The following is a 23,850-nucleotide window of genomic DNA, read 5'->3' on the forward strand; positions in this document are numbered from 1 at the left end:
AAAACAAATCGAAAGTTAAAAAGCTTTCTCTGAAGGTTTTCAAACTGTAAATCAATAGTTTAAGGCTTTAGCTAATACCTAAGTCCAAACCACAAAAGGCAGGGATCATTTAGGATAAAAACACCAGAAAGGATTTAGCATTGAGCAAAAAAGTCTATATCAATCGTAGTATATAAAGTGGGTTGTGTATATGCGGTTGACATCATTATGTTCATTCTTAACCCTGTTTTTTTCGTCATATTCATAGAAGAACTCATAAGTTCGCAAAGGCACTGAAAAGTCATCTCCACTCCAGGGCTGATCTGTTTTGAATTTATAGGGATGTTTGGAAATAGGACGTAAAATAGTTTGAAGAAATTCTAATTCAATTGATTTAAGATAATAGTCTGGGTTGATATAGTTTTGATCATATCCATGATATTCTGTTTTTAACTCATCATTATAATACAATTCCGAAAAATTATCCCCACTCCAGACAAAATCCACATATACGGTATCTGAACCTTTCAGTCTTTGAACTTTTTGATTATCATAAATAACAGTTTGTGTTTCCCCGGTAGAGACCACTTCTAAAGTTACAGTATCTCCCATCCAAATATAATTTATAAAAGCATCGCCATTTTTGCGTTGCTCAAGCAGTCTGTGCTGATCATCATAAGTGAATGTTGTCTTAAATTTATTTTCTGAATAATCTGGATTGTAAAAATTGTATTCATATACTCTGCCAAATTGATCTAAAAGAAATTCTTTTTGGTAGATGGTATCATGATGATCATTTTTGAGAGTTAAGATTTTCTCTATCTTACTGTAATCAGTTAAAAAAGGGGTGGGGTTTGAGGTATCATTATCCCCTTCGCATGAACAGAATATATATAGCGCTATAAAAACTAGCATTATTTTTTTCATGACATCAAATAAAATCATTTCAAATCGGAAAGTACAATGTAAGTTTTGGTGATTTTTGAACTTCTAGCTTAAATATAGGGGAAAAATATTAAAAATCAAGCTTGATTTAATGTTGATAAAGTATCAAACATAGGTTCTACCAACTTCTAAGCTCATAAAGCTCAATATCCGATCTTTGGTACTGAAATGCATATTTGTGCAATTTTACAGCCTGCATCTAATTTCCTTTCATTATCTATTCATAAAAACAATACTGCCCATGCCTACATCCAATATGAATTCCATGCTTTCATCAGGATTATCTGCATAGGCTTTGTTTCCAAAGGCATTATGTCCTATTTTTTCAAAATTTGGAGCCATTTTAATATTGCAAAGCGGGGAATTATGAATTCTGATAATTACAGGAATATCCTCAGGTGGTAAAACAACCTTCAAATTTCCTGCGCCCACTGAGGCATTTACTCTGCTGTTAATCCTCCAGTCAGATCCGCAATCAATGGAAATGGAACCAAATCCAACTTCTGCGATAATATCCTTTGCTAAGGCATAATTTAAATCCTCTACTTCAATGCTTCCAAAATTAACCTTTACAAAAAAGGTGTCCATTGCCACGCTGTTCATCCTTTTTTCGGTATAGCTAACCTTTACATCTGCACTTCCAGAATTGATTTTTAAACGCTCTACCGCCATTCTACTTAAATCAACATTCGCATCGCCCATTAAATAACTTAAATCCAAGTCAAAGGCTTGATGTTCCGATAAATTGATCTGCCAAATATCATGAACCTGGTTTGCAGTAGAAAAAAAACTATTGGCAACAGATTCAGTAAAATTTAACCCTAAATGGCTTTTGCAGGTTAATTGAGCATCAACCTTTTGAGTATTATTTTCTTTTACAATTTTAAATGAACTTGCCGCCACATCATTTTCGCTTGCACCTAAGATTACGATAGGCTCATCATTATTAACGGCATTCAAAAAGGATTTTCCGGCTTTAGTAGAAACTTTCAGCTCAATTTTGTCAACGCCCTTTGAATCAGATAATTCAAAATGTTTGTGAAGTTCTTGACCTGAAACCGAAAAAGCAAAAAATGGTATTGCCAGAAATGATATTGAAAAATGAAAAACCCTATTCATAATGGGGTTATTACGGTAGCTTGAATCAATTAGTTGTGGATAAAATCAAAAAAGCCACTACTCTTTTAAGAATAGTGGCTTAAATGTCATTTGATTGCAAGTTAGTGCCTCTGCATTAAATAAAATTATAAAGGCAGATGTTCTAATAAACCCAAAAGACTTAATTAAAAAACTCTTTTACCCTATCAAAAAACCCTTTGTCAGCTTTTGTAGGATTCGGCTTAAAATTATCTGAAGCTCTCATGCTTTCCAACATTTCCTTTTCGTCATCAGAAACCTTCTTAGGAGTCCACACATTCACATGAATGAGTTGATCGCCTCTTCCATATCCGTTGACATCACCTACACCTTTGCCTCTCAGTCTCAATATTTTACCGGATTGAGTTCCAGTCTCGATCTTAATTTTTACTTTTCCGTCTATGGTCGGTACTTCTACCGTGGTTCCCAATACGGCATCCACGAAATTGATATATAAATCATAGATAATATTGTTACCATCACGCTTCAATACATCATGCTCTATTTCTTCAATCAAGATTACCAAATCCCCTGCAGCTCCGCCCATAGGCGCTTCATTTCCTTTACCTGACATTGAAAGTTGCATGCCATCGGTAACTCCTGCGGGAATTTTCACAGAAATAACTTCCTCTTTCGATTGAAGACCTGTATTATCCACATGAGGTGGCTTTTTATCAATAAACTTACCGGAACCATGACAAGTTGGACATGTACTGGCCGAAACCATTTGACCCAGCATAGTATTGGTAACTCTTCTTACTTGTCCTGAACCACCACAGGTTTCACAAGATTTATAGGTAACCCCATCGGCAGCTACTAAACGATTTACTTTAATTTTCTTTTCAGCTCCGTGTGCAACTTCTTTTAAATCAAGCTTAAGCTTTATACGGAGATTGGAACCTCTTCTTCCACGGCTTCTACGGCCACCTCCGCCTCCGCCAAAGAAGCTTTCGAAGCCGCCACCACCTCCGCCACCGAAGATGTCGCCAAATTGTGAGAAGATATCTTCCATATTCATACCTCCGCCTCCGAAGCCACCAGCTCCGCCTTTTACGCCTTCATGACCAAACTGATCATAGCGCTGACGCTTTTGCGGATCACGCAAAACTTCATAAGCTTCCGCTGCCTCTTTAAATTTATCCTCTGCTTCAGGGTTATCAGGATTTTTATCTGGATGATATTTGATGGCTACTTTACGGTAAGCCTTCTTAATCTCTGCATCCGAAGCTCCTTTGCTAATACCTAGTATATCGTAATAATCTCTTTTCGCCATCTTATCTATATTCTAATCATTAAAAACATAAATGTTTCTTATTTGGTATTGGGTATAAAGCCCAAAATTATCTGGGCAAAATACCTTTAATAATTGCCTGATAGGCACTATTTATTCTCCAATAACTACTTTTGCAAATCGGATTACCTTATCGTTCAATAAGTAGCCTTTTTCCACTACATCCACCACTTTTCCTTTTAATTTCTTATCAGGGGCTGGTATTTTAGTTATAGCTTCATGAATTTCAGGATCGAATTCGATTCCTGCATCACTATCCATAGCTTTTAAACCTTTATTGATGAGTGTCTTTTCGAATTTATTTTTAATTAAAGTAAACCCTTCTTTTAGTGCCTCATTATCCGACTGATCCTCAAAGGATTTCTCAGCTCGTTCAAAGTCATCCATTATAGGTAATAAATCTGAAATCAATTCCTCAGAGGCATTTTTCACTAACTCTAATCTTTCTTTGGCATTTCTTCTTCTGAAATTTTCAAACTCAGAATAAAGCCTTAAAAATTTATCCTTAGACTCTGCCAGTTCTATCTCTAACTTCTCGAAATCTGACAATTCTTCATCTTGAGCTTGAGCCTCTGCTTCTGCCGCTATTTCTTCCTCTGATCTGTCGTCTTGAGTTTCTTCCTCAGAATTTTGCTCGTCTTTTATATCTTCTGCAGTTTCTGCTTCTTTGTTCAAATCTTTTTCGTCTAATTCTTCTTTAGCCATAACTGTATTATGTTATTTAATCTAATTTCAGCATTTGGGAACAAGGAGTTTGCCAATTAGTAGTTCACTGACAAGATGGCATTACGCATTTAAAGCCTTCCATATCATATCTTTAAGTGTATCAATATTGAATTGCGTTAAGGATGAAATAAAAATAAAGGGTAATTCTTTGGGCAATTCATGCTTTAATTCATCCATAAGCTCCTCATCCAATAAATCCGATTTTGTAATCGCCAATAATCGGTTTTTATCCAACAATTCCGGATTATATTCCTTTAGTTCGTTAATTAAAATCTGATATTCCTTTTTCACATCCTTACTATCTGCAGGAATCATGAAAAGCAAAATGGAATTTCTTTCGATATGCCTCAGAAAGCGAGTGCCTAACCCTTTTCCGGCCGCGGCACCTTCAATAATACCTGGGATATCCGCCATCACGAATGATCTATGATCGCGATAAGGAATCACACCTAGATTAGGGGTTAATGTTGTAAAGGCATAATCGGCAATTTCTGGCTTTGCCGCAGAAACTACGGACAACAAAGTACTTTTTCCAGCATTGGGAAATCCAACTAATCCAACATCTGCCAGTAATTTCAGCTCCAAAATAATCCATTCTTCTTTTCCATCTTCTCCTGGCTGCGCATAGCGGGGGGTTTGGTTGGTGGCCGTTTTGAAATTGGCATTGCCCAATCCTCCTCTTCCACCCTGAGTCAATATTTTTTCTTCTCCTTCTTCTGTAATCTCAAATCTGACTTCACCTGTTTCAGCATCCTTTGCAACAGTTCCTAATGGCACCTCTAAAATAACATCTTCACCATCAGCACCTGAACTTCTGGCTCCTCCACCAGGGGCTCCGGCATCGGCTATTACATGCTTTTTATATTTTAAATGAAGCAAAGTCCAAAGTTGAGAACTGCCCTTTAAAATAATATCTCCCCCTCGGCCTCCATTTCCGCCATCTGGCCCGCCCTTGGGAACGTGCTTTTCTCTTCGCATGGAAACAGCACCTGCCCCTCCTTTTCCGGAGCGAGAACAGAATTTAACATAATCAATAAAATTGGGATTGGCCATAGGACAAGATTTTAAGGCGCAAATTTAGTTTAATTTAGGCAGGAAATAAAAAAGCCGACTAATTTTGAATTAGCCGGCTACTTTAAATTTATGATATTGATTAATTAAATCAGCTTCACATTAATATTTCGGATTATTTTCTTTTCGAAAAAATAAAAATAAAAATTTCTGAAATGAAGTTTAGAACCGCTTTAATTGAAGTTTAAAAATGAAATTTAATTACTTTAATCGATCTATTTCACTGGAAATTTTACTGAAAATTTCGTCTATAGTACCTACTCCGTGGATTTTCACATACTTTCCTTCGCCATCATAATAATTGGCAACAGGCAAGGTTTCATCTTTATAAACTTTTATACGGTTTTCGATTTTTTTCTCATCTTGATCATCTGCCCGTCCTGAAGTTTTTCCTCTTTCTTTAATTCGCTTTTTCAATTCTTCTTCCGGAACGTCCAAGGCAATCATTCCAGCAATTTTCTCACCTTTCTCTTTCAATAAAGTATCTAAAGCTTTTGCCTGTGGAACTGTTCTTGGGAAACCATCAAAAATGTAACCACCACTTTGCGCCTGGGTTTCTTTAATTTTTTCATCCACCATACCGATCACCACTTCATCAGGCACCAAATTTCCTTCGTCCATGTATTTCTGGGCTAACTTTCCTAAATCGGTTCCTTCTCCCAAATGCTTACGGAATAAATCTCCTGTTGCAATATGGGTTAATTTATATTTATCAATAATTTTTTCGCTCTGCGTGCCTTTTCCCGCTCCGGGAGGGCCAAACAATATAATATTTAACATGATTGTGTATTAATAGAAAATCAAATATAAAAGTTTTATGTTTAAAATTGCCAAATTTATCGGCTATCTCCAGTAAATTCTCAATTAGAGATCACGGATGATTTTATTTTAAAGGAAAATAAAAAATAAAAATTCCGATATTACAGTCTAAGCACTTTTCAGAAGGATTTAAAACTGAGCTCAGCTTATTTGATAAATTTCCTTTAACTCTCGACCCATTCCTTCGTAGTCTAAGCCGAAACCTACCACGAATTTATTGGGAATTTCAAAGCCAACAAAATCAGGTTTGGATGCTTTTTCCTGAGCATCAGGCTTATGCAACAAGGTGGCCACTTTTATGGATTTCGTGCCCAAATCTTGAAATGCTTCTGATAGATGCTCAAGTGTGGTACCCGTATCTACAATATCTTCAAGAATCAGTATGTCTCTGCCGAAAACGTTTTCCTTTAAGCCCAGTATTTCCCTTACCTTTCCTGTTGACTTCAAGGCTTCATAAGAGGCCACTCGAATAAAAGTCACTTCAATTGGCGTGTCTATTGTCCTGATTAAATCAGCTGTAAAAATAAAAGACCCATTTAATACACTGACCAAAAGGGGTTTTTTATCTTGATAAGCTTTACTTATTTCAGAACCCATCTCATTTATCCTTTTTTTGATTTCTTCGGAAGAAATGTAGGGCTCAAATTCTTTGTCTAATATTCTAACCATTTTATAATTCGCTCATTAGGAGTTGATACATGGCCAGCATTGATTCAATGTCTTTTTTATGTACTTTTTCATCTGGGGAATGTACATGATCTTCAGGAGCGCCCACAAAACACCAATCAATTGGGTAAGGGGATTCTTGCAATTCACGGCCATCACTGCCTCCACTAGCTTCTACCTCTAATTGAAAAGGTATAGCTGAGTTTTCTGCCATATTGATAATCATTTGCACAAAAGATTGTCTGGGAACATTTCTATCACGCATGGAAATAGCCACACCTTCTCCGTGTTTAACTCCTTCGGTCACCCAAGTGATATCGGAGATTAGCGCTTGATGGATTCCATATTTTTCGACCATAAATTTAGCTAAAAAAGGCACTGTTCCCCCGCCATGTTCTTCATAAGCAGAAAATACAATCATGCCATTTTCCAAATTTTCCGCTAATTTAAGGCAATTGAAAATACCCAATCTATTATCCAAATAACATGATTGGATGTAATCATCTGTTTCCCTAAAATCGCATTCAAAAGTTAAACTTGCTCCTCTGTCAATTCCCCTACCGAATTTATAAAAAGTTTGGTTTTCATTATTGACCTCCAATTCACATGCAATAGGTCCTAGTGAATCTTCCCCTTTCAATTTGTAGCCATTTTTGGCTTCCGGTCCGCCAATTGGAATCAACTGGTTTTCATATCGAACGCTAAAGCCTACAGAATCCATATGTGCAAAAACCGCGGTTCTAGGTTCACCAAAAACCAACACTAAACAATCTTGGAAATCTTCGCCATGATAGAGCTTGGGTTCCACTTTCCAATCACCATAATTATTCTTTATATATTGAAGCAAGAAATTTTTCATCATGTATTCTTCTCCTGAAGGAGCATGAATACCGCATAATTGCTGAAGTAGTTTAAAATCTGTCATTCGCGCAAAGTTAAAATCTTTTAAGAGTAGAAAAGCAATAAGTATGGGGATATTTCCATTTTTTAATTTTTTTCTTAAAAAATAAAATTATATTTAGGTTTTGGCACAAATTATTGTCAACCTACTCCATAAATGTATATTTTAGATAAAGAAAATAGCATTGCGAACCATTTTTTAGCTGAGTTGAGAGAAGTCGATATTCAGAAAGACCGCTATAGATTTAGGAGAAACCTAGAGCGGATAGCGGAATTACTGGCTTATGAAATCTCAAAATCTTTATATTTTCAACAAAAAACAATACAAACTCCACTAGAAAAAACCCAAGTAGCCTTGATGCACGATTTCCCCGTGATTGTGAGTGTATTGCGTGCTGGACTACCTTTTCACCAAGGTTTTCTTAATATTTTCGACCATTCAGACTCAGGTTTCATTGGCGCTTACAGAAAACATTCTGACGGCAATGATTTCACAATAGAAATGGGATATGAGGCCTTACCTCCATTGAAAGACAGAACTTTAATTTTAGCAGACCCTATGTTAGCTACGGGGAAATCATTGGTTAAGGCCTTGGATCACATTACAAAAATTGCAAGGCCAGAAAGAATCATAATAGCGGCCGCAATTGGAACTCCGGAAGGGGTGAATTTCATCACTGAAAATATAAAAGGAAATAATGATATATATTTAGGTTCTTTGGATAGAGAACTCAATGAAAAAGCTTATATTTTACCGGGCTTGGGAGATGCAGGGGATTTAAGTTACGGTCAAAAACACACAAATTAATAAATGCCTTTATCAAATACCATATTGCTTATAGTGGGCTTAGCTGTTCTGATCTTAGGAGGAGAGCTATTGGTTAGAGGTGCCTCTAGAATTGCATTGAGGTTGAAAATGTCCCCTTTGGTGGTCGGTGTAACTATAGTGGCTTTTGGAACATCCGCTCCCGAATTATTAATAAGTATTCAGGCCGCATTGGCAGGAAGCCCTGACATTACGATGGGTAATGTAATCGGTTCCAATATTTGCAATCTTGCATTAGTATTGGGAGTAACAGCCTTAATAGCCCCCATACCGGTTAATTCTGATTCGATAAAGATTGACTGGCCTATGACAATGGGCTGTACTATATTGCTATATTTTTTGGTTCAAGAAGGTTATGTAAATGACTATGAGGGATTGGGCTTTATATTACTTCTAGCTCTATATATTATCTTCATCATCCGCAGATCAAGAAAAAATCATATAAGCCCTCAAGATTTGGGAATCGAGGTTGAGTCACCCACTCCGGGTTCAACAAAAAATATGCTTAAAGATTTTTCTTTGATACTGATAGGTGGAGCAGGACTTTATTTCGGTTCGGATTGGTTTGTTAACAGTGCCAAAGATTTAGCCATTTATATGGGCATAAGTGAGCGAATAGTTGGAATTACGGTCGTTGCATTGGGAACAAGCTTACCGGAATTGGTTACTTCAGTTGTGGCCGCCTTTAAAAAGGAGACTGATATGGCTTTGGGAAATTTAATGGGATCCAATATTTTTAATATACTTTCCATTTTGGGAATTACTAGCCTAATTGCAGAAATAGAAGTGAGTGAAGTAATTGTCAACTCTGATATGATTTGGATGATGGGCATAACTTTATTGATTTTACCTTTTATGGCACTCAATAAAATAGTCGATCGCTATGAAGGTTTAATCCTTTTAGGAATTTACATCTATTATACTATCAATGTGATTTCATAGCTGTATTCAATCACTCCACTTCATCCTCATCAGGAAGCAATTCTATATCCTGAATCAATACTTTTTTAGAAATATTTTGACCTGTCAATGTCATGGCTAAACCTCCCATTGCGGTTTCTTTGTATTTAGTTTCCATGCTCTGTCCCACTTCGCCCAATGCATCCACACATTCATCTACAGGGATAACACCACTCACATTGGACAAGGCAATTTGAGCAGATGAATTGGCAATAGCGGCCGCACTTGCATTTCTGACTACACATGGCACTTCAACTAAACCCGCAACTGGATCACATACCAAGCCTAACATACACTGAATGGTTATAGCCACTGCATTAAAGACCTGATCAATGTCACCGCCCAAACAATAAACAATGGCTCCTGATGCCATAGCGGCAGCGCTTCCTGTTTCAGCTTGACAACCGCCAACAGCTCCTGCTAAAGAAGCTTTTTGTTCAATGATTAAGGCTATTCCAGCACCTACCAAAAGTCCTTCTAAAATTTTCCTGTCTTCAAGCCCATGAATTTCTTGTAAGGTAAACATGGTGCCGGGCAAAATTCCACTAGCTCCTGCAGTTGGGGCAGCCACAACTCTTCCCATACAGGAATTGACTTCTTTGGCAGCCAGTGCCCGGGCTATCAATTTCTGGAAATTAGGATCAAGAACTGTTAAAGGATTTTGATATACCTTCTTAGCTCCATTATTGATCATTCCTGAGCGTGACTGCATGTCTTCTTCTAAACCAGTTTTAACAGCATCTCGCATTACATCATAGGCTTTCTGCAGATTTTCCCATACAAATTCCGCATCCTTGCCCTTTTGATCCTTTTCATATTCCAATACGGGTTCAAAAAGTTTAACATTTTTCTCCTCACAATATTCCTTCCATCCTTTAAAATCACTAAAAAGTATTGACATAGCAGTTTGTATTTAGCCTAATGCATTAATCGGCAAAGAAACAGAAAAGTTTAGCATTATTATAATTCAGAAGCATAATATGAATGTATATTTGCAGCATGGAATTAAAAAACGATTTGCTGTTGAGGGCAGCGTTAGGCGAAAAAGTAGAAAGAACTCCTGTTTGGCTCATGAGGCAAGCGGGTAGAATATTACCTGAATATAGAAAAGTAAGAGCAAGTGTAAGTGGTTTTATCGAATTAGCTCAAACTCCTGAATTGGCAGCTGAAGTTACCATTCAACCTGTGGATATTTTGGGTGTGGATGCCGCTATTATTTTCTCGGATATATTAGTGATCCCTGAAGCTATGGGATTGCCTTATGAAATGATTGAGAAAAAAGGCCCTAAATTTCCTGAAACCATAAAATCAAAAGCAGATGTTGAAAAATTAAGAGTTGCAGATGTTAAGGAGAGCCTATCTTATGTTACCAAAGCCATCGAAATCACTAAGAATGAATTAAATGGTAGAGTTCCTCTGATCGGTTTTGCCGGTGCACCTTGGACGATTTTTGCCTATATGGTAGAAGGTAGCGGAAGCAAGACTTTTTCTAAGGCAAAAGCTATGCTTTATACGGAACCAGAATTATCTCATCAACTTTTACAAAAAATCACGGATAGCACCATTGCCTATTTAAAAGCTCAAATTTCGGCTGGTGCAGATTTAGTGCAAGTTTTTGATAGTTGGGCTGGTATTCTATCGCATGACCAGTACAAGGAATTTTCTATTCCATATTTAAAGAAAATTGCTGATGCCATTCAAGAAGTTCCTAAAACCATTTTTGCAAAAGATGCTCATGCCGCTTTCGCAGATCTAAGCAGTCTTGAGTATCATACCATTGGTTTGGACTGGACAATGGATCCTAAAGAAGTGAGAAGAATTGTTGGAGATCATAAAACACTACAAGGAAACCTTGACCCTTGCGTGCTTTATGCTGATAAAGCCACGATTCAAAAACAGACCAAAAGAATGCTTGAAGAATTTGGCAATGGAAGACATATTGCCAATTTAGGCCATGGGGTTTATCCGGACATCAATCCAGATCATGTAAAATGGTTTATAGAGGCAGTAAAGGAATACGGTCAAAAATAAAGAATTAAGGCAGGCTTTTGACCTGCCTTTGCTTTTACCTAATAAATAACAACCACACCAAAAATAGAAGTGGTAATAAAAACGGAATAGAGTATCTCACAATATACCCGAAGAAAGAAGGCATTTTAATTCCAACTTGCTCCGCAATTGATTTCACCATAAAATTAGGTCCATTCCCAATATAAGTCATGGCGCCAAAGAATACCGCTGCAATAGAGATAGCTGTTAAATCTGCTACAGAATCATGAAAAACTCCTCCATTAGCGAATTGTGTTACTTCCGCTAATACAGAAATGCTACCACCCTGGGATGCCATGGCAGCTGCCAAGAAATTTAAATAAGTAGGTGCGTTATCTAAGAAACCTGATAAAACACCCGTTCCCCAATAAAGTGTGTTATGCGTAATCAAAGCGGCTCCTGTTTCTGATTTGGCAAAATCACCTACCAAATCCAATGCAGGCATCATTGTTCCGAAAATTCCAATAAAAATAAAAGCCACTTCCCGAATCGGTTCAAAACTAAATTCATTTAGATCATGAACATTTTCTTTTGCGAATTTATAGGATAAGTAGGTTACGCTTAACATAATTACTTCTCTGATATAGGAAAATTCCTGTCCATCATAAGTAATACCAGGCACCCATGAAAATACATTTGGATCTATAAAAACAGATATTATAATCACTGTCAACCAAAGGAAATTTCTTTTCCCATTGATGGTAATCTTATTATCAAAAACTTCTTTCTCATCTTCTTCGGCACCAGACTTATTCCTTTTGTCAAGAAAATAGAATACTATTGATAAAATGATCAAGGCAAAAATCCATGCTGGCCAGTTATGTTCTAAAGTCCAGAAGAACGGCACTCCTTTCAAAAATCCTAAGAAAAGGGGCGGATCACCAATTGGGGTTAAGGAACCACCAATATTACTGACCATAAAAATGAAAAATATAATATGATAAGCTTTAATCCTGTTCTTATTTAAACGAATAAAAGGCCTGATCAAAAGCATGGAAGCCCCCGTTGTTCCTATTAAATTGGAAACTGCCGCTCCTATTAGCAACATCACAATATTGACTATTGGGGTTGATTTTTTATTGACATTGATTACAATGCCGCCCGATGCTATGTAAAGTGAAGCTAAAAGAGATATAAACTGAATGTATTCAAATCCGGCATGAACAGGGCTGTGGACATTATGAATTACAAACAAATAGTAACTCACCACTAATACTGCTAAAATGACAGCTATTTTGGGATAGTTTTTATGCCAGAAATGTTCATAAAATAGAGGTCCCGTTGCTATCATTAATAGCAACAAAACGAATGGAATCACTGTCCAAGCAGGGGCAGAATGATGTGCCTCTTCTTCACCTTCTACTTCAGCAGAATGCTCGTCCTGATTACTTTCATCAACAACTTCAGTAGCTACATTTACTTCCTCAGAAAATGCCTGAGGAGTATAAATAGTCGAAAATAAAAAGGTCAAAATAATTGCTGAAATAGAAAATATCGATGTTCTCATGCAAATGATTTTTCAAGAATCCCCAATTTAGGAAGTTTCCTATAAATATACTTAAGGGGAATTGATTAATTAAATGTTAAATTAATTGACTTAAGGCGATTTCAAAAGAAGTCTTTGAAATATTCACATTCGAATTGCTTGCCTCAAAAGTTTTACGGAGCGCTCTTTCAATTGTTCGAGAAGTATCCTCAAAAATAGCTTCATCCGTAATTTCGGCATCCGTTGTCATCAAATAAGCAAAGACTCTGGCCATTCCACAATTCGCAATAAAGTCAGGAATTACAGCTACTTGATTGTCAGCAAAATCTGCTATAGGGCCAAAAAATATTTCTTTATCGGCAAATGGTACGTTTGCACCTGCTGAAATCACTTCCAATTTTGAAGCAATCATTTCCTCCACATGTCCCTTGGTAATTAACCTTGATGCTGCGGCCGGAATAAAAATTTCTGCCTCCAGTGACCAAATCTTTTTATTTATTTCTTCAAATGGGATTAAATCATCTGTTATTAGTTCGTTGCCCTTTCGAGTTAAAAACAAATGAGTAATTTCTTCCAATGAAAAGCCATCCTCTTTAATTAACCCTCCATTTCTATCTATTATTCCCACTACTTTAACCCCTGCTTGTGCTAAGAAAAAGGCTGCGGATGCTCCCACATTCCCCCATCCTTGAATAATGGCTCTTTTTTTATGAAGTTTCCCACCCCAGATATGATAATAATGCTCAACTGATTTTGATACACCAAAACCCGTCACCATATCTGCTACGGTATATTTTCTTCTAATATCCGGACTATAATTGGGGGCTTCAATTACTTTAATCACACCCTGTCTTAACTGTCCTAATTTTTTGATTTTTTCTGGCTCGGTAGCGTTAAAATGACCATTTACCACACCTTCCTGCGGATGCCACAAACCATATTCTTCAGTGATAGGAATTACTTCATGGATTTCGTCCACATTCAAATCTCCTCCGGTACCATAATAATTTTTTAATAAAGGAAATACTGCCTTATACCATCTTTCCAACACTCCTTTTTTTCTAGGATCATTAGGATCGAAATTTATCCCGGACTTTGCACCCCCTATATCGGGACCAGAAACGGTAAATTTCACTTCCATTGTTTTGGCCAATGATTCCACTTCGTGCTTATCAAGCCCAGGCCTCATGCGGGTCCCGCCTCCTGCCGCACCCCCTCTCAGTGAATTGATAACTACCCATCCTTCTGCTTCCGTCTCAGGATCATTCCATTCAAATACTACTTCAGGTCGTTTATTCTCAAATTTCTCTAAGAGTTCTTTCATATTTTACGTATTAGTCGTTTCACAAAAAGTTTTGATGAATGAATTCATCTAAGTTTCCAAAACGCCAAAACTACAAAAATATATTTCAAATATTGCCAAGCTTTTGACCAGATACGCTATTGGAATGAGCACCGGTAACGGAGGACAAGGTATTAAATTCGTTTCTCACATTTAAAACCCCTAAAAATGCAAAAATCAAGGCTTCTTTATAGTTTACCAATTTTTGATCCGCTACCTTCAACTTAAAATTTTTAGGCAGTTTGGATTGGATTTTTTCCATCAAGAATTCATTGAAAGCACCTCCTCCTGTTAATAAAACCTCACCTTCAGTTTTAGCTGAAATTAAAGCATTACTTATATGAGTAGCTATATGTTCTATGGCAGTGGCCAACATATCTTCAACTTTGTAACGGGAAGGATCAATTTTTGCAAGAATTTCAAGCTCTACCGACTCTATCCCAAGGCTTTTAGGGTGATCCCTTTTCAAAAAAGAAAAATCATTCCATTCATTTAAAAGCTTAGGGATTATCGATCCTGATCGGCCAATTAAGCCCTTTTCATCATATTCCAATTTTTTAAGATTGGCCAATGTGTTCAATAAAATATTGCACACACCTGAATCATAGGCAATTCTTTTGCCTTTTTTATTTTTAAATGACAAATTGGCTATACCTCCCAAATTAATACAGAAATCATATTCACTAAATAATAATTCATCCCCAATGGGCACGAGTGGAGCTCCTTGACCTCCTTTTGCCAAATCCAAGCTTCTGAAATCCGAAATTACAGGAAACTGAGTGACTGCATGAATAAAATTAGGATTCCCAATTTGCAAGCTCATTTGATTTTCGGGCGAATGAAAAACTGTGTGCCCATGAGAAGCTATGAAATCGACATTTAAATTATTTGTATGTATAAAATCCTTTACAGCTTTCCCCATCCATTTTCCTAATTCAACATCTAGCAAATGTAAATCTAGGCTACTTAACCTGATTGCATCCTTTAATTTTGATTTGATTTTTTCAGGGTAGCTTTTGGTTTCTGCCTTTGATATTTCCCATTTCCATTTATTATCTGCTAACTTTTCGAACTGACAAAATGCAATATCCAAACCATCTAAGGAGGTTCCTGACATTAGACCGATAGCTTTGTAGGTGAGTTTTTGCATAAAATTATTTACTTTTAGGCTTTCAAAAAAAGGAATATGAACTTAGCCATAGACATAGGCAATACTAAAACGAAAATAGGTTTTTTTAAGGAAGACCGATTAGAATCTACCGAAACTTTTAATTCTCTACTTGAGCTCAACCAATTTTTGGATTCCAAAGAAACTGATGCTGTGATTATCTCCAGTGTCAATATTTCTTACGAAGATATTTTAAAAGAATTAAAGAACCTTAAAAACCCAATTTTATTAAATCAACAAACAAGCCTGCCTTTTAAAAACGAATATAAATCAACTACAATTGGCTTAGACCGAATTGCGGCAGTAGCTGGAGCTCAAGCATTACACCCAGAAGAAAATACACTAACAATTGATCTGGGCACATGTATTACCTATGAAGTACTTGAAAAAGGAAATATCTACCACGGGGGAGCTATTTCACCAGGTTTGCACATGAGATTTAAGAGTATGCATAATTTTACCGCCCGATTACCGTTGGTAAAACCTGAACCAATTGATGCTTACATAGCAAACAATACTATAGGCGCTATGCAAAGTGGAGTTGTATTCGGAATTCAGGCAGAGATAGAAGCTTATATTCAGCTGGTTAAAAGGAAATATTCACCGCTCACGACAATAATTACGGGTGGAGATGCAAAATTCTTTGAATCTAAAATAAAAGCCCCCATCTTTGCAATCCCTGAATTAGTTTTAGTGGGTTTAAATGCAATTTTAAGATATAATGTGTCAAATTAAGACCGGCTTAGTTGCCAGTATTTTTTCCATAATTTTTATTTCATCATCATATTCCCAGGAGATGTCCTCGCCATACTCCGCATATGGAATAGGCTTGATGGCAGAAAAAGGGTATGTTTCCAATAATGGAATGGGAAATGCAGGTATTGCATATCAAAGCCCATGGTTTATTCCTGTTTTGAACCCTGCTTTATTAGGAGGGCAACGCTTCACTTCTTTTGAAGCCGGGCTAAGCATATCTCAAAACAATATAAGCGATGAGGTAACTAGATTCACACAAGTTAATGGGGGATTAAAATATGCGACAATTGCTTTCCCTATTGTTCCCGGGAAATATGCCATTTCAGTGGCCTTAAGACCTCTTTCCTCTAAAAATTATGAAATTTTGAGAAGAAGTTCTGATCAAATACCTGACCCACAAGCTAAAACATCTAGGTTTGAAGGAGAAGGAACTATCTCGCAATTTAGTTTGGCCAACGGATGGAACATCACCAAAAACATAGCCATTGGCGCAGAAGCAAATTATAATTTCGGAAATCTTACTGATAGGACTATATATGAAGATATCATCAATGAAGGAGACACATTAAATGTCCCATATCTAGTTTCAGCCGAATACACTGACAATTTTTCTGATTTTTCATTTGTATTGGGCGCTAATTTCACCAAAAAATTAGGTGAAAACTATTTGTCTTTAGGCGCTACTTACGATTTAGAGGCAAGTTTAAATACCACCAGAAATTCATTTTTACAGCTTTTAAGTTTAACTGAAAATCCTTTAAGGGCTGAAAACACTGATAATTCATTTTTAGAGTCTGATAGAGAAGGTACCACCATAGTTCCGCAAAAAATAAGTATTGGTTTAAGTTATATGAAGCAAAATGCATGGGCTATACTTGCTGATGTTTCTTATCAGGACTGGTCAGCATACAATAGCTTCGGAATTTCAGACAATAATTTTGGAGAACTCATGAAACTAAATTTTGGAGGAGAGTTTACCCCAGACGCTCAATCCGGTACAAAGTACTATGAGAGAATAACTTACAGAGCAGGACTTAACATTTCCAACGGCCCATTAGTTATTAATAATAACTCAATAAATTCATTTGGCATAACTTTTGGTTCTACCCTACCTATAAATAACATATCAAACGTTAATTTAGCGTTTGAAGTAGGCCAAAGGGGAACACTTTTAAATAATTTAGTACAAGAAAATTATTTAAATTTTAATTTGAGTTTTACTTTTAACGATAGATGGTTTTTACGAAGACAGTTTGATTAAATTTTAAGAAAGATGAAAAAGATTCTATTAACATTAGCAGTATTAATAGGTGTTCAAGCTTCAATGCTTGGGCAAAGTGGCTGGAACTGGCCAGAAGATCCGGAAAAGAAAGCAAAAGCCGTTGAAAAAAATGCGCTGTATTCTGATATGCTTACAGCAGAAAAATATGAGGCGGCAAAACCACCATTGGAATGGTTGCTTAAAGAAACTCCTGATCTTAATCCTTCTATTTATATACAAGGAGTAAAAATATATGAGAATTTAGCTCAGACCACTACTGGAAAAGAACAGGAAAACCTACAAGATTCTGTTGTTTTACTCTACGATTTGAGAATGAAATATTTCAATGATGTAGAAAATGTAACTAACAGAAAAGCAGCAGGTGCTTATGATGTCTGGAAAGAAAGAAAGGACAGATATAAAGATTTATATGAAATCCATAAAGAGGCTATTGAGATGGTTGGAGCCAAAGGGTTCATTTCCAATACTTTCCATTATATGGATGCTGTTAGACGTTATAAATTAACAGGAGGTCCTTTAACTGATGTGGACGTAATCGAGATTTATGATCAAGTACAAGAGATACTTGACGAAATGTTGGCCAATGGAGAAAATGAACAGAATATTCAGAGAGCCAGAGACTATGTGGAAAAATTATTCAATGCTTCCGTAACCATTGATTGTAATATAATTGACGAAAAACTATATCCTAAGTTTATTGAAGACGGCAAAAAATTAGAGGATGCTGAAAGAATCGTAAAATTTGCACTTGCTGGAGGATGTACCGGTTCTGATTCATTTCTTGGAGCGGCAAAAGTAGTGCATAAAAATGTTCCGGAATTTGGGTTGGCAAGAATGATTGCTTTAAGGTCTAAAGCAAACGATAATTTGAATGATGCAAAAACATATTTTGAAGAAGCATTAAAATTAACTGAGGATAATATCAAAAAAGCCGATGTTCATATCGAGTTAGCTGATATCGCTTCTAAAATGGGTAATAAAACACAAGCTAGAAGCTATGCATACGATGCTTTAGATGAAGATCCGTCCAGAAAAGAGGCTTATGCTATTATCGGTGATCTTTATTTGAACAGCTTTACTGAATGTAAAGGCGGTAATGATGTAGTGAAAGACAGAGCTGTTTATATCGCTGCATATGAAATGTATCAAAAAGGTGGAGCCACTACTAGAATGGCGGTTGCCAAGGAACAATTTCCTTCGAACGAAGATATCTTCAACTATGATTACGAAATAGGTGATGAAGTAAAAGTTGGATGTTGGATTGGTGAAACTGTTACTGTTAAAATAAGAGATTAATCTTTTAATAAAATTTACTAAAGCGGTCTTGAGTTCATTATCTTGACCGCTTTTTTTATTTTTACAATATGAAATAGTCATAAATATGGCATACCAACCGAAATGAATATAACAGGTCATTGAAGTTTGGTGAACAATGATTTTGAACTTTGACTATTCCATGTGACTGTTGAAAATAAACCAATACACATGAAATATTTTCATCTTTTAATACTGTTTCTAATCATACAGTCGTGCTCCTCGGGTTTGGAATCAAAACAAAAATTTGAAGAATATTCTGGTCCCATTATGGAAGCAGATACTGTTGAAATCATCTATTCTGATTCAGCTAAAGTCAGGGTTATTGTAAGTGCCTCAAAACAATTGGATTTTGAAAATGGTGACAGGGAATTCCCCAATGATATTTATATAGAGTTTTATGAGCCTGACGGAACCATGTCATCCACATTAGAGGCAAATTCAGCATACTACACCAAAGAAACGAATATTTATAAAGCAGAAGGTGATGTGGAAGTTATTGGTTATATAGAACCAAGAAAACTCAATTCAGAGGAATTATACTGGGAACCTGAAAAGGAAGAAATTTATACTGAAACCTTTGTGAGGATACAGTCAGAAGACCAAATATCGACAGGTACTGGTTTGCGGGCAAAACAAGATTTTTCAAGCTATAGAATTTTAAAACCAAGTGGTACTATCTATTTGGAGGAGCAAGACTCAACTTCAAAAGAAGTGAATAAAGCACCAACTACTCCTAAACCGACAAAAAAAATCACGGGTGATACCACAAAAAAATTACCCGCTAAAAAAATCATAAAAAGAGCCGATGAGCCGAAAAAAGATGACAATTAAAGGGAAGGAATCTGAACCGCAGCCTTCTAAGCCTAATTTTATTATTATAGGCTTGGCTTTTGCCTTATTCGTAATCGGGATCCACCAATCCATTACAGTAGGTTTTGAATATTCCTACTGGATTTTTATGTTATCCATAAGTCTGTTACTTTTACATAGATATCTTAAACAAAAAAACAGAACAGAGGGCGGTTCTAAATAGAAAATGGAAAGCAGTTATTTTATTTATATCATCATATCTTTACTCTTCTCTGCATTTTTTTCAGGAATAGAGATTGCTTTCATTTCCTCCAATAAATTGCATATCGAATTGCAAAGTCAGCAAGGAATAATTTCAGGTAAAATACTGTCAAAATTTTTAGAGAAACCCTCTTCTTTTATTGGTACGACCTTAATTGGGAATACCATTTCATTGGTAGTCTATGGTATTTATATGGCCAAAATGGTTGAACCGGTTTTAATTACCAATTTACCTTTATTCTTCCAAAACGATATTTTTATTCTCCTAGCACAAACCTTTATTGCTACCATTTTTGTACTCTTTGTAGCCGAGTTCACTCCTAAAAGTATTTTCTTACTTAATCCAAATGGCTTATTATCATTTTTTGCCATTCCACTCTGGCTTATCTATTATATTACTTATCCAATAGTATTTTTCATTGTCAGTTTATCTAAAATATTTATCAAATATGTTTTAAGATTGAAATATGAAGAAGATAAGCCGGTTTTTGGCTTAACTGATTTAGACCACTTTGTAAAAAATACCGTCCAACTTGATCATCAGGAAAGCAAAGTGGAATTGGATAAAAAAATATTCAATAATGCGCTAGAATTTAAAACCATAAAGGTGAGGGAGTGTATGATCCCCAGAACTGAAGTGGTAGCAGTCGATATTGAAGATTCAACTGAAGAACTGAAAGATGCATTCAGTGAAAGCGGGCATTCTAAAGTTTTGATCTATAAGGACACCATTGATGATGTTATAGGCTATTGTCACTCACTAGCCTTATTTAAAAAGCCTTCCTCTATCAAAGAAATATTAACACCTATCATCATAGTGCCGGAAACCATGCCCGCCAATGAATTGATGATACAATTCATTCAAGAGCATAAAAGTTTGGCTTTGGTGGTGGATGAATTCGGTGGCACATCCGGCATTGTAAGCTTGGAAGACATTATCGAAGAAATTTTTGGTGAAATTCAGGATGAACATGATGATGAGGACTTGGTAGAGGAACAAGTTTCAGCCAGCACATTTATTTTTAGTGCTAGATTGGAAATTGATTATATAAATGATAAATATTTATTGAATTTACCTGAAGGAGATTATGACACTTTAGGAGGTTTTATATTATCTATAACAGAAAATTTTCCGCAGTTAAAAGATGAAGTGAGTAGTCCTCCTTTCCGCTTTGTGATCGAAAGTATGGAAGAAAACAGAATCAATCTAGTAAAATTAATTATCACAAACCCAAATTAAGCTAAAAGTAATAAATGGAATCACTTTGATATTAATCATTTATACTATTATTTTGCGAATCTTTGAAATAAACAAACATGGGAGTATTTAATACATTAAGAGTAAAAATGGGGTCGGTATTGATCGCCCTAATAGGATTATCCATTCTAGCTTTCTTGCTAACCGATTTACTTGGGCCAGACTCAATGCTTTTAGGTGGCGGAAGATCTAATGATGTGGGTGAAATTGCTGGGGAAACCATCAACTTACCGGAATATCAGCGAAAAATAGAGGAGTTTAAAAACAACTTCAGAGCTGGAAACGGAAGGACTCCTACAGATCAGGAAATGAATTCTATCCGTCAGCAGGCGTGGGATTTCCTTATTATCGAAAAAGCTTTTCAAAAAGAATATGATGAATTAGGACTTGAGGTTACTAATGAAGAATTAGTGGACATGGTGCAAGGAAATAACATCAGCCCTATTGTAAGGCAAAATTTTACAAACCCTGAAACCGGTGAATTCAATAAAGAGCAAGTAGTCAATATCATTAGAAATATTGCACAAGCTCCTGCTGAACAGCAAGCACAGTGGTATTCATTTGAGTCTTCATTGGTGCCTGCAAGAGCAAGGACCAAATACGATGCGCTATTAGGAAAAACTAGCTACATTACCACTGCTGAAGCTCAAAAAGCTTACCAAAAAGAAAATGAAACAGCAGAAGTTGACTACTTATATGTACCTTTCTACTCTGTAAATGATTCATTGGTAACACCAACTGAGGCGGAATTGAAAAGCTATTTCAATGAGAATAAAGAAAAGTATGAAACTGATGCTTCAAGAACTATTAGTTATGTAAGCTTTGAATTATTGCCTTCAGGAAAAGACTCTACTTATATAAAAGAAGAAGTAGAAGAGCTTAAAAAAGAATTTCAGAAAGTAGAAGATGATTCTGCTTATGCTAGAATGAATTCTGACAGAAGCAACTCATTTAGAACTTATACAATAGCACAGCTGCCAAAAATATTAGCTTCTAATACTAATATATTAAAAGAAGGTGATGTAATAGGACCATATATTGAAGACGGTGCTTACATCTTATATAAAACTTCTAAAATTTATGACGACACGGTTTCATCTGTAAAAGCAAGCCATATTTTAATTGAAGCTGAAGATGATAGCGATGAAGCTGATGCCAAAGCTAAAAGAGAGGCTCAAGAAGTATTGCAAAAGGCAAGGAGTGGACAAGATTTTGCTGAACTAGCTAAGGACAATAGTGACGGACCTTCTGCTACAAGAGGTGGTGACTTAGGCTGGTTCAAGGAAGGTCAAATGGTAGATGAATTTAACGAAGCTGTTTTTAATTATTCTGGAACTGGTGTAATCAATAGAGTAATTAAAACTCAATATGGTTACCACGTTATAAAAGTAACGGAAGAAAAAACCGCAAAAACCTATAAAATTGCCACTATCCACAGAGATATTTTACCATCTGAGTCCACTAGGGACGATTTATACAGAAAAGCAGACTTATTTGCAGCTTCCAATGCAAATTATGCAGAATTCGTAGCTTCTGCTGAGGAAAGTAATTACAGCGTTAGAAGCTCTGGGAAAATGTCTCCAAACCAAAGAACTATAGGAAATCTAGGCGCGTCTAGACCGATTGTAAGATGGGCCTTTACTGATGCTTCTAAAGGAAAAGTCTCAGAGGTTTTCGAAACAGACTCTCATTTTGTTGTGGCAGTTCTGACAAATGAAACCGATAAAGGTGAAGCTAATTTTGAAGATTCAAAAGCCTTTGTTGCTAGAGAATTGAAGCAAGAAATGAAAGCAGATATCATTAAAGAAAAATTAGCCGAATTATCAGGTAGTTTAAATGAAAAAGCGGAAGCCTATGGTTCAGATGCTAATGTTTATTCTACCACAGACTTAAAAATTTCTTCAAATTCTATTCCAAATGTTGGTCAGGCACCTAAAGTTATTGGGACTGTTTTTGGAATTGAATTGAATACGCAATCGCAACCTTTAGAGGCCAATAATGGTATAGTAATCGTAAATGTATTGAATAGAACTCCGGCTCCGGAAATAGCGGACTACAATTCATACAAAAACCAATTGGCACAAAGCAGAAGCAACAACGTGTCCTTTGAAATTAAATCAGCAATTGAAGAAAAAGCTGACATTGTAGATGAAAGATATAAGTTCTTTTAATTTATTAAATCATTAATATTTAAAGGGGCTTTTTTAGCCCCTTTTTTTATGGAAAAAGAAAAGGAAAAGTAATGAGTACTGAGAAAGAAATAGCATCATTTAAAGAAAAACTGGAAGCTGTTACCGAATGGCCTAGCCTTTATATGTTCAAATTTATTGTGCCTGCAGAACAGCAAGATGAAATCAAAGATATATTTGAAAATCATGAGGTAATAGTTAAACCTTCTAGTAAAGGCAAGTATGTGAGTTTAACCATTAAAATGTTAGCCAACTCTGCAGAGCAGATTATTGAAAAGTATCTGGAAACCAATAAGGTAAAAGGAGTAATTGCCTTATAGCTTTAGGTACTGTAACAAATCATTTTCTGATCGGTTAAATACACTAAAAGTTAATATTATGTGGAAAGAAGAAAATAATACGCTTAAAAGAACATTTGAATTTAAAGATTTCACGCAAGCTTTTGGCTTTATGGCTCAAGTGGCCATCATAGCTGAGAAAATGGGGCATCACCCGAACTGGTCTAATGTTTACAATAAGGTAAGCTTTGAGCTGACCACGCACGATGAAGGTAACACCATAACAGAAAAAGATAAAAAGCTAGCCGAGGAAATTGATAAATTAGTTTAATAA

The 23,850-nt window shown here is 36.0% G+C and carries 24 protein-coding genes; 12 read left to right on the forward strand and 12 right to left on the reverse strand.

What is annotated here, in order from left to right; all coding sequences use genetic code 11:
* Positions 1–159: 159 nt before the first annotated feature.
* The 8 genes from ACFE0M_RS12210 to ACFE0M_RS12245 all read right to left on the reverse strand — a co-directional run bounded on the left by ACFE0M_RS12210 (position 160) and on the right by ACFE0M_RS12245 (position 7,559).
* The gene (locus ACFE0M_RS12210) at positions 160–906 is read right to left on the reverse strand and encodes a hypothetical protein (RefSeq protein ID WP_434546049.1); all 747 of its coding nucleotides are present in this window, start codon (positions 904–906) and stop codon (positions 160–162) included.
* A gap of 231 nt (positions 907–1,137) precedes the next feature.
* On the reverse strand, positions 1,138–2,043 hold the full coding sequence (locus tag ACFE0M_RS12215; protein ID WP_434546050.1) for a hypothetical protein: 906 nt from the start codon (positions 2,041–2,043) through the stop codon (positions 1,138–1,140).
* Between the two features lie 160 nt (positions 2,044–2,203).
* Entirely contained in the window at positions 2,204–3,334 is a 1,131-nt protein-coding gene (gene dnaJ / locus ACFE0M_RS12220; RefSeq protein ID WP_434546051.1) for a molecular chaperone DnaJ, read from the reverse strand.
* A gap of 111 nt (positions 3,335–3,445) precedes the next feature.
* Positions 3,446–4,057, reverse strand: a complete 612-nt coding sequence (locus ACFE0M_RS12225; RefSeq protein ID WP_434546052.1) for a nucleotide exchange factor GrpE — start codon at positions 4,055–4,057, stop codon at positions 3,446–3,448.
* An 81-nt stretch (positions 4,058–4,138) separates the two neighbouring features.
* Positions 4,139–5,131, reverse strand: a complete 993-nt coding sequence (obgE, locus tag ACFE0M_RS12230; protein WP_434546053.1) for a GTPase ObgE — start codon at positions 5,129–5,131, stop codon at positions 4,139–4,141.
* A gap of 219 nt (positions 5,132–5,350) precedes the next feature.
* Entirely contained in the window at positions 5,351–5,929 is a 579-nt protein-coding gene (locus ACFE0M_RS12235) for an adenylate kinase (protein ID WP_434546054.1), read from the reverse strand.
* Positions 5,930–6,109: 180 nt separating this feature from the next.
* Positions 6,110–6,637 (reverse strand): hypoxanthine phosphoribosyltransferase, encoded by a 528-nt coding sequence (hpt, locus tag ACFE0M_RS12240; protein WP_434546055.1) that lies wholly within the window; start codon positions 6,635–6,637, stop codon positions 6,110–6,112.
* Position 6,638: 1 nt separating this feature from the next.
* On the reverse strand, positions 6,639–7,559 hold the full coding sequence (locus tag ACFE0M_RS12245) for a M20/M25/M40 family metallo-hydrolase (protein WP_434546056.1): 921 nt from the start codon (positions 7,557–7,559) through the stop codon (positions 6,639–6,641).
* Between the two features lie 132 nt (positions 7,560–7,691).
* Between ACFE0M_RS12245 and upp the strand changes: the two genes are divergently transcribed.
* Together upp and ACFE0M_RS12255 are read left to right on the forward strand one after the other, a co-directional pair.
* Positions 7,692–8,342 (forward strand): uracil phosphoribosyltransferase, encoded by a 651-nt coding sequence (gene upp / locus ACFE0M_RS12250; RefSeq protein WP_434546057.1) that lies wholly within the window; start codon positions 7,692–7,694, stop codon positions 8,340–8,342.
* Positions 8,343–8,345: 3 nt separating this feature from the next.
* On the forward strand, positions 8,346–9,302 hold the full coding sequence (locus ACFE0M_RS12255) for a calcium/sodium antiporter (protein ID WP_434546058.1): 957 nt from the start codon (positions 8,346–8,348) through the stop codon (positions 9,300–9,302).
* 10 nt (positions 9,303–9,312) lie between these two features.
* Here the strand turns inward: ACFE0M_RS12255 and sdaAA are convergent, their stop codons facing one another.
* Positions 9,313–10,221, reverse strand: a complete 909-nt coding sequence (sdaAA, locus tag ACFE0M_RS12260) for an L-serine ammonia-lyase, iron-sulfur-dependent, subunit alpha (RefSeq protein ID WP_434546059.1) — start codon at positions 10,219–10,221, stop codon at positions 9,313–9,315.
* Positions 10,222–10,319: 98 nt separating this feature from the next.
* Here sdaAA and hemE point away from each other — a divergent pair, with 98 nt between their 5' ends.
* A complete protein-coding gene (gene hemE / locus ACFE0M_RS12265; protein ID WP_434546060.1) occupies positions 10,320–11,351 on the forward strand; it encodes a uroporphyrinogen decarboxylase in 1,032 nt (343 codons plus the stop codon).
* A gap of 34 nt (positions 11,352–11,385) precedes the next feature.
* Here the strand turns inward: hemE and ACFE0M_RS12270 are convergent, their stop codons facing one another.
* The 3 genes from ACFE0M_RS12270 to ACFE0M_RS12280 all read right to left on the reverse strand — a co-directional run bounded on the left by ACFE0M_RS12270 (position 11,386) and on the right by ACFE0M_RS12280 (position 15,347).
* Positions 11,386–12,876, reverse strand: a complete 1,491-nt coding sequence (locus ACFE0M_RS12270; protein WP_434546061.1) for a sodium:proton antiporter — start codon at positions 12,874–12,876, stop codon at positions 11,386–11,388.
* Between the two features lie 76 nt (positions 12,877–12,952).
* The gene (locus ACFE0M_RS12275; protein ID WP_434546062.1) at positions 12,953–14,179 is read right to left on the reverse strand and encodes a Glu/Leu/Phe/Val dehydrogenase dimerization domain-containing protein; all 1,227 of its coding nucleotides are present in this window, start codon (positions 14,177–14,179) and stop codon (positions 12,953–12,955) included.
* 85 nt (positions 14,180–14,264) lie between these two features.
* Positions 14,265–15,347 carry an anhydro-N-acetylmuramic acid kinase gene (locus tag ACFE0M_RS12280; protein WP_434546063.1) on the reverse strand — a complete coding sequence of 361 codons (1,083 nt, stop codon included), beginning with the start codon at positions 15,345–15,347 and terminating at the stop codon, positions 14,265–14,267.
* Between the two features lie 36 nt (positions 15,348–15,383).
* Here ACFE0M_RS12280 and ACFE0M_RS12285 point away from each other — a divergent pair, with 36 nt between their 5' ends.
* The 9 genes from ACFE0M_RS12285 to ACFE0M_RS12325 all read left to right on the forward strand — a co-directional run bounded on the left by ACFE0M_RS12285 (position 15,384) and on the right by ACFE0M_RS12325 (position 23,847).
* Entirely contained in the window at positions 15,384–16,100 is a 717-nt protein-coding gene (locus tag ACFE0M_RS12285) for a type III pantothenate kinase (RefSeq protein WP_434546064.1), read from the forward strand.
* A 61-nt stretch (positions 16,101–16,161) separates the two neighbouring features.
* Complete coding sequence (locus ACFE0M_RS12290) at positions 16,162–17,382, forward strand: hypothetical protein (protein ID WP_434546065.1); 1,221 nt, start codon at positions 16,162–16,164, stop codon at positions 17,380–17,382.
* A gap of 12 nt (positions 17,383–17,394) precedes the next feature.
* Positions 17,395–18,699: a tetratricopeptide repeat protein gene (locus ACFE0M_RS12295; protein ID WP_434546066.1), complete on the forward strand. Its 1,305-nt coding sequence runs from the start codon at positions 17,395–17,397 to the stop codon at positions 18,697–18,699.
* 189 nt (positions 18,700–18,888) lie between these two features.
* Entirely contained in the window at positions 18,889–19,551 is a 663-nt protein-coding gene (gene lptC, locus ACFE0M_RS12300) for an LPS export ABC transporter periplasmic protein LptC (protein WP_434546067.1), read from the forward strand.
* Complete coding sequence (locus tag ACFE0M_RS12305; protein ID WP_434546068.1) at positions 19,541–19,753, forward strand: hypothetical protein; 213 nt, start codon at positions 19,541–19,543, stop codon at positions 19,751–19,753. Before lptC ends, ACFE0M_RS12305 begins: the two co-directional genes overlap by 11 nt.
* A 3-nt stretch (positions 19,754–19,756) precedes the next feature.
* Positions 19,757–21,031, forward strand: a complete 1,275-nt coding sequence (locus ACFE0M_RS12310) for a hemolysin family protein (protein WP_434546069.1) — start codon at positions 19,757–19,759, stop codon at positions 21,029–21,031.
* Between the two features lie 77 nt (positions 21,032–21,108).
* Complete coding sequence (locus ACFE0M_RS12315) at positions 21,109–23,220, forward strand: peptidylprolyl isomerase (RefSeq protein ID WP_434546070.1); 2,112 nt, start codon at positions 21,109–21,111, stop codon at positions 23,218–23,220.
* A 71-nt stretch (positions 23,221–23,291) separates the two neighbouring features.
* Positions 23,292–23,558, forward strand: coding sequence for a DUF493 domain-containing protein (locus ACFE0M_RS12320; protein ID WP_434546071.1), 267 nt, complete (start codon positions 23,292–23,294; stop codon positions 23,556–23,558).
* A 58-nt stretch (positions 23,559–23,616) separates the two neighbouring features.
* A complete protein-coding gene (locus ACFE0M_RS12325) occupies positions 23,617–23,847 on the forward strand; it encodes a 4a-hydroxytetrahydrobiopterin dehydratase (RefSeq protein WP_434546072.1) in 231 nt (76 codons plus the stop codon).
* The last annotated feature ends 3 nt before the right edge of the window (positions 23,848–23,850 follow it).

Source organism: Marivirga sp. (assembly GCF_051117495.1).
GTDB lineage: Bacteria > Bacteroidota > Bacteroidia > Cytophagales > Cyclobacteriaceae > Marivirga.